The organism is Methylophaga sp., from assembly GCF_965655755.1.
GTDB lineage: Bacteria > Pseudomonadota > Gammaproteobacteria > Nitrosococcales > Methylophagaceae > Methylophaga.
Window position 1 is genome coordinate 1,155 of sequence record NZ_CBFHHW010000052.1, and the last position, 5,815, is coordinate 6,969.

Genomic DNA, 5,815 nt, shown 5'->3' on the forward strand with positions numbered 1-5,815 from the left:
TAGCTATTGTTGCACTGTGCGATCGGGTATGGCTTACCTTGATACTCAACCGGGTTAAACGGACTCCCTGTCGCAATTAAGGCCTGACCATCGGTCCATTGAATTAGCTGTTCCGGCAAAGCCTCCACCTGTTTAGATGGGTTACTGAGCGGAAAGATAATGGGATGTGCGCAATACTGCTGCATGGTCTTTATTAACCGTTCGTTAAATAACCCGGCTTGCCCTGACACCCCAATCAATACGGTGGGTTTGGCATGCTCTACCACCTGTTGCAGATTCATGTGTTCAGGAGTTGACTGCTCCTGAGCCAGTCTTTGCTGAAAGTCATAAAGATCGTTCATAGACCGGGTCAATAGCCCCTGTCTGTCGATCATATAGATCCGCTTTCTGGCTTCGATTTCGGATAAGCCTTCAACGCACATGTGAGCAATCAATTGTTCAGCAATGCCACAACCGGCGGACCCCGCGCCTGCAAATACTATCGTCTGCTGTGACAGTTTTTCATTTTTTGCCTTACAGGCAGCCATCAGTGATCCTGCAGCGACCGATGCAGTACCCTGAATATCATCATTAAAGCAGCATATTTTATCTTGATAGCATTCTAATAATGGCAAGGCTTTGCGCTGTTCAAAGTCCTCAAATTGAAGTAACGCGTCAGGCCAGCGTTTTTTTATGGCTTGAACAAATAACTCGATAAATTCATCGTATTGTTCATTATTGATGCGTGCGTGTTTCCAGCCTATGTACATTGGATTGTGAAGCAATGTTTCATTATCAGTGCCAACATCGAGCATCACCGGCAAGGTATAAGCCGGACTGATACCTGCACAGGCGGTATAGAGGGATAATTTACCAATGGGTATGCCCATTCCACCGGCACCTTGGTCACCAAGACCGAGAATACGGCTGCCGTCTGTTGCCACAATGACTTTTATATTCTGCTTAGTCGCATTATGCAAAATATCATCCATATGATGCCGTTCAGGATAGGAGATAAATAATCCTCTGGCACGTCGATAGATCTGTGAGAACCGTTCACAAGCCTCACCAACAGTCGGCGTATAAATGATTGGCATCATCTCGGACAGATGCTGTTCTAACAGATAATAAAACAGCGTTTCATTGGTATCCTGAATCGTCCGCAGATAAATATGTTTGTTAATAGGTTCATCAAAACTGCAGTATTGAAGATAGGCTCGTTCAGCCTGCTCTTCAATGGTTTCAAACCGGTGTGGAATGAGTCCGGTGAGGTTGAAATCCCGGCGTTCCTGCTCGCTGAATGCGGTACCTTTATTGAGTATGGACATGGACGTCAGCGCGGGACCAGCGTAAGGAATGTAAATAGGGCCTTTCTCGTGCGCAGCGTTCATCAATTAGTCCTTGTCCATTTAAGGCGTTACGTATCAGTATAAACACCACATAGGGCCGGATATCAAGCAACTTGAAAGAAAAAAGCCTGGCAATGCATTCATCACCAGGCTTTTATTATTAATGCTCGACTTTTACTTCAATCCGTTTTGGGTCAGCCTTAACTGATTTTGGAATCATCAACTCCAATACTCCGTCACGACTTTTCGCCGTAATATGATCAAGATCAGCCTGCTCGGGTAAGGTAAACCGACGAATAAAGCTGCCGCTGAAACGTTCGATCCGTCGAAAATTATCTTTATTCTCTTGTTGAATATTTTCGCGTTCACCTTTAATGGTCAAAATACCATTTTCTGCTGTGACTTCAATTTCATCTGACTTCACACCAGGCAAATCTGCATGAATGGTAAATTTATCCTCTTCCTCACTGATATCAACGGCCGGACTCCATTCTTCACTGTTAAAGCTACTTTCCGTAGCGGGTCCCTGGAATAAGGAACTCATTTCACGCTGTAATTCATCCAGCAATGTATAAGGTCTATATCGTTGAATAGCCATAACAAATACCTCCTAAAACAGTTTGTTAAGTAGAAGACATGTCTTTCTAAACGTAAAAATATGTTCACCCACAAGCGTTTTCAAGAGGAAATAATAATAAAATTTCAATTGTTTTTGGCTATCATCAACCCATAAAAAAGGCCCATTTCTTTCAAAAGAAATGGGCCTTATTGTCTTTAATATATAACTCCGTTAGAACATGCCAAGCTGCAGTTGAGCGGCTTCTGTCATCATATCCTTAGTCCACTGTGGATCCCAGACCAGCTCAACGTGTGCATTTTTCACACCATCGACTGACATCACCCGTGATTCAACATCTCCCGGAAACGACTGTGCAACAGGACAACCTGGCGCCGTTAATGTCATATCAATACTGACATTACCCGAGTTACTAACATCCACTTTATAGATGAGCCCTAACTCATAGATGTTGATCGGAATTTCGGGGTCATAGATGGTTTTTAACACCTCTATCACCTCTTCTTTGAGTTGCTCTGGGCTAATTGTATATTGATCGTTCATAATCTGCCCTGCTTACTCCGTTGAAATTGAAATATCATGATCATTGTCGACTGCCGCATGCACGGTATGCCATGACAAAGTGGCGCACTTCACGCGCGCCGGAAATTCTTTAACACCAGCCAGAACTTCAAGCTTGCCGGCCAGTTCGCCGCCCTCTTCTTCACCTGTCAAAGCCCGGTGCACATTGTCATAAAGCGTTTGTGCTTCTTCCAATGTTTTACCTTTCAATGTTTCTGTCATTAGCGAGGCCGAGGCCACCGAAATTGCACAGCCACTGCCCTGAAAACTGACATCCTCAATGACATCGCCATTGAGTTTGACGTAGACCACTAGCGCATCGCCACATAACGGATTATTTCCATGTGCCATATGGTTGGCATCGGTAATTTCCCTGAAATTACGGGGCTTTTTTTTGTGATCCATGATCACTTGTTGATAGAGATCTCTCAAATCACTCATCAGGCAAACAACTCCTGTGTTGTTTTGATCGCATTGACCAAAGCATCAATTTCTTCTTCGGTGTTATAAAAAGCAAACGAGGCACGGGCTGTGGCCGCAATACCAAAATATTGCATTACCGGTTGTGCACAGTGATGACCAGCACGAATTGCTACACCCTGTTGATCAAAAATAGTACCGACATCATGAGGGTGCACATCTTCAATCAAAAAGGACAGCACACTGGCTTTTTCTTTGGCTGTACCGATGATACGAAGGCCTTCTATTTGCTGCAGTTTTTCCGTAGCAATCTCCAGTAAGGCGTGTTCGTGTGCAGCAATGTTATCTATGCCCAAATCCTGCATATAGTCGATCGCCGCACCTAAACCGACAGCACCAGCGATGTGAGGTGTACCTGCTTCGAATTTATAAGGCAGCGTATTGTACTCTGTATGCTCAAAACTGACCGACAGAATCATATCGCCGCCGCCCTGCCATGGCGGCATGGCTTCCAGTAAGGCTTGTTTGCCATACAGCGCACCGATGCCGGTCGGCGCAAACATTTTATGGCCAGAGAACACATAAAAGTCACAATCCAATGACTGCACGTCTACTTTCATATGCGGTACTGCCTGAGCGCCATCGACAAGTACAGGGATTGATTTGGCTTTAGCCTTGGCAATGATGTCATGCAGTGGGTTAATCGTACCCAGCGCATTCGAAACCTGTCCGATTGCCAAAATCTTAGTGCGTTCATTCAGCAGATCATCAATCCCGCTCAGATCCAGCTCACCCGTTTCCGTCATCGGGATGACTTTAAGCTTGGCACCGGTCTGTTCACACAACATCTGCCAGGGAACGATATTAGCGTGATGTTCTATATGACTGATTAAAATCTCGTCGCCAGCTGAGATCTGCGGACGCACAAAGCTCTGTGCAACAAGATTAATCGCTTCTGTGGCACCGCGGACAAAGACAATTTCTTTGTCTGAATGCGCATTCAAAAAACCACGAACCTTGCTACGTGCACCTTCGTATGCGTCTGTCGCTCGTTGACTAAGACGGTGTACACCACGATGCACATTGGCATTATCAAGACGATAATAGTTACTTACCGCATCAATTACCTGAACCGGTTTCTGACTGCTGGCAGCATTATCGAGATAAGCCAGTGTATGGCCGTTAACTGTCTGATTCAGAATCGGAAAGTCACGTCTTACAGCATCAATATCCAGCACAGATAACGCGTCCGGTACTGCTTTTAATTCTGTTTGTGTCATGGATTACAGACCTCTTGGTAATCGATGCTCTATAACATTAGACAGAGCCTGACGAACAGGTTCAGCTTTAATGCGTTGCAATACTTCAACCGCAAAGGCATAAGTCAGCAAACTACGTGCACTCACTTCATCTAAACCGCGAGCACGTAGGAAAAACAGCTGTGTTTCATCAAGCTGACCAACTGTACTGCCATGGCCGCATTTAACGTCATCGGCATAAATTTCCATCTCAGGTTTGGTATCAATTTCACAGCTACGTGATAACAGCAGGTTACGATTGCTTTGATTGGCATCGGTTTTTTGAGCGTCTTTGTGCACAATAACCTTGCCATTAAAGACCGCATGACTGTCACCGTCCATCACGCCTTTGTATATTTCTTCGCTGGTCGTATGAGGGACGGCATGATCAATACGTGTGTGATTATCAACATGTTGATCACCATCAAGCAGATACAAACCATCCATCGTGACGTGCGACTCTTCACCCAGTAATTGACTGTGAATGTCGTTGCGTGCCAGCTTGCCACCCAGCGAAATATTGTTGGTATTCCATTGACTACTGGCGGCTTGTTTTGATGCCAGCGTGGCAATATGAAACTGTTTGAGAGACTCATGCTGTAGTTTAAAGTGATCCAGCTTCGCGTTTTCAGCCAGTTCCACTTCGGTCACCACATTGGTGAAGCCTGTATTTTCCTGAAGACTGACATAATGTTCAATCAAAGTGATTTCGCTACCCGCTTCAAGTTTGACGAGGTGACGTAAATGGGTGGCTAGTTTGTCGGTTTCGCCACTATTGATCACCAAAATCTCAACCGGCTTCTCAATTTTTTGGTCTGCAGCGACATACAAATAAGCGCCTTCTTGCATCAGCATCGTGTTCAATGCATTGAGACCTGGTTTATCTATATCAATACTTGCATTAAGCTGATGTTCGGCATTTTCCAGCGACTCTGTTAAAGATGTCAAAGTTAAACCTGTTTCCAGATCGTCTAACTGAGATAATTCTGAGTTGAATTGACCATCAACAATCACTAAACGATGTGCCTGCTCGATCAGTGCGACTTCCGCACATCGTGCTGAATCCATTGAACTCGGCTTCGCTTCATGCGTAAAATCTTCCTGAGTCAGCTGCCACAGGGATGTATATTTCCAGTCTTCTACCTTTTTAGCAGGCAGACCATGACGTTCAAACTGACCACGTGCCTGCTGTCGCAAAGTCTGCAACCAGTCGAGCTGTGCGCCGGGCAAGGTGCTGTTTGCAGCTACCTCGCTGAATGGCGTTGTGATTTCAGTTAATTGTTTCATGCTGTTTGACCTTCCGGAGCATCGTGGATCCAGCTGTAACCTGATTTTTCTAACTCTTTAGCCAGTTCTTTATCGCCGGATTTCACGATTTTTCCTTCTGACAATACGTGTACAAAATCAGGAACAATATGATCCAGTAAGCGTTGGTAATGGGTAATCATAACGATTGAGCGATCTTCAGCTCTGAGAGCGTTAACTCCCTCTGCAACGGTTTTCAGGGCATCAATATCAAGGCCCGAATCAGTTTCATCCAGAATCGCTAAAGCAGGCTCTAAAACAGCCATTTGCAGAATCTCATTACGTTTCTTTTCACCGCCCGAGAAACCTTCGTTTACGTTACGGTG

At 45.0% G+C, this 5,815-nt stretch carries 7 protein-coding genes; all 7 read right to left on the minus strand.

The genetic code is table 11. The annotated features are described in order from the left end of the window. On the minus strand, positions 1 to 1,370 hold a 1,370-nt coding region (locus ACTF5U_RS11955; protein ID WP_438971860.1), incomplete at its 3' end, for an NAD-dependent malic enzyme. Between the two features lie 118 nt (positions 1,371 to 1,488). Then, the gene (locus ACTF5U_RS11960) at positions 1,489 to 1,926 is read right to left on the minus strand and encodes an Hsp20/alpha crystallin family protein (protein WP_438971861.1); all 438 of its coding nucleotides are present in this window, start codon (positions 1,924 to 1,926) and stop codon (positions 1,489 to 1,491) included. Between the two features lie 192 nt (positions 1,927 to 2,118). Continuing rightward, positions 2,119 to 2,448, minus strand: coding sequence for an SUF system Fe-S cluster assembly protein (locus ACTF5U_RS11965; protein WP_438971862.1), 330 nt, complete (start codon positions 2,446 to 2,448; stop codon positions 2,119 to 2,121). Positions 2,449 to 2,460: 12 nt separating this feature from the next. Continuing rightward, on the minus strand, positions 2,461 to 2,907 hold the full coding sequence (gene sufU / locus ACTF5U_RS11970; RefSeq protein WP_438971863.1) for a Fe-S cluster assembly sulfur transfer protein SufU: 447 nt from the start codon (positions 2,905 to 2,907) through the stop codon (positions 2,461 to 2,463). Continuing rightward, positions 2,907 to 4,166, minus strand: a complete 1,260-nt coding sequence (locus ACTF5U_RS11975) for a SufS family cysteine desulfurase (protein WP_438971864.1) — start codon at positions 4,164 to 4,166, stop codon at positions 2,907 to 2,909. The genes sufU and ACTF5U_RS11975 overlap by 1 nt, the downstream gene beginning before the upstream one ends. Positions 4,167 to 4,169: 3 nt before the next feature. Then, positions 4,170 to 5,471, minus strand: a complete 1,302-nt coding sequence (gene sufD, locus ACTF5U_RS11980; protein ID WP_438971865.1) for a Fe-S cluster assembly protein SufD — start codon at positions 5,469 to 5,471, stop codon at positions 4,170 to 4,172. Then, a partial coding sequence (locus ACTF5U_RS11985) for an ABC transporter ATP-binding protein (RefSeq protein ID WP_438971866.1) occupies positions 5,468 to 5,815 on the minus strand: 348 nt, incomplete at its 5' end. The genes sufD and ACTF5U_RS11985, both read right to left, overlap by 4 nt.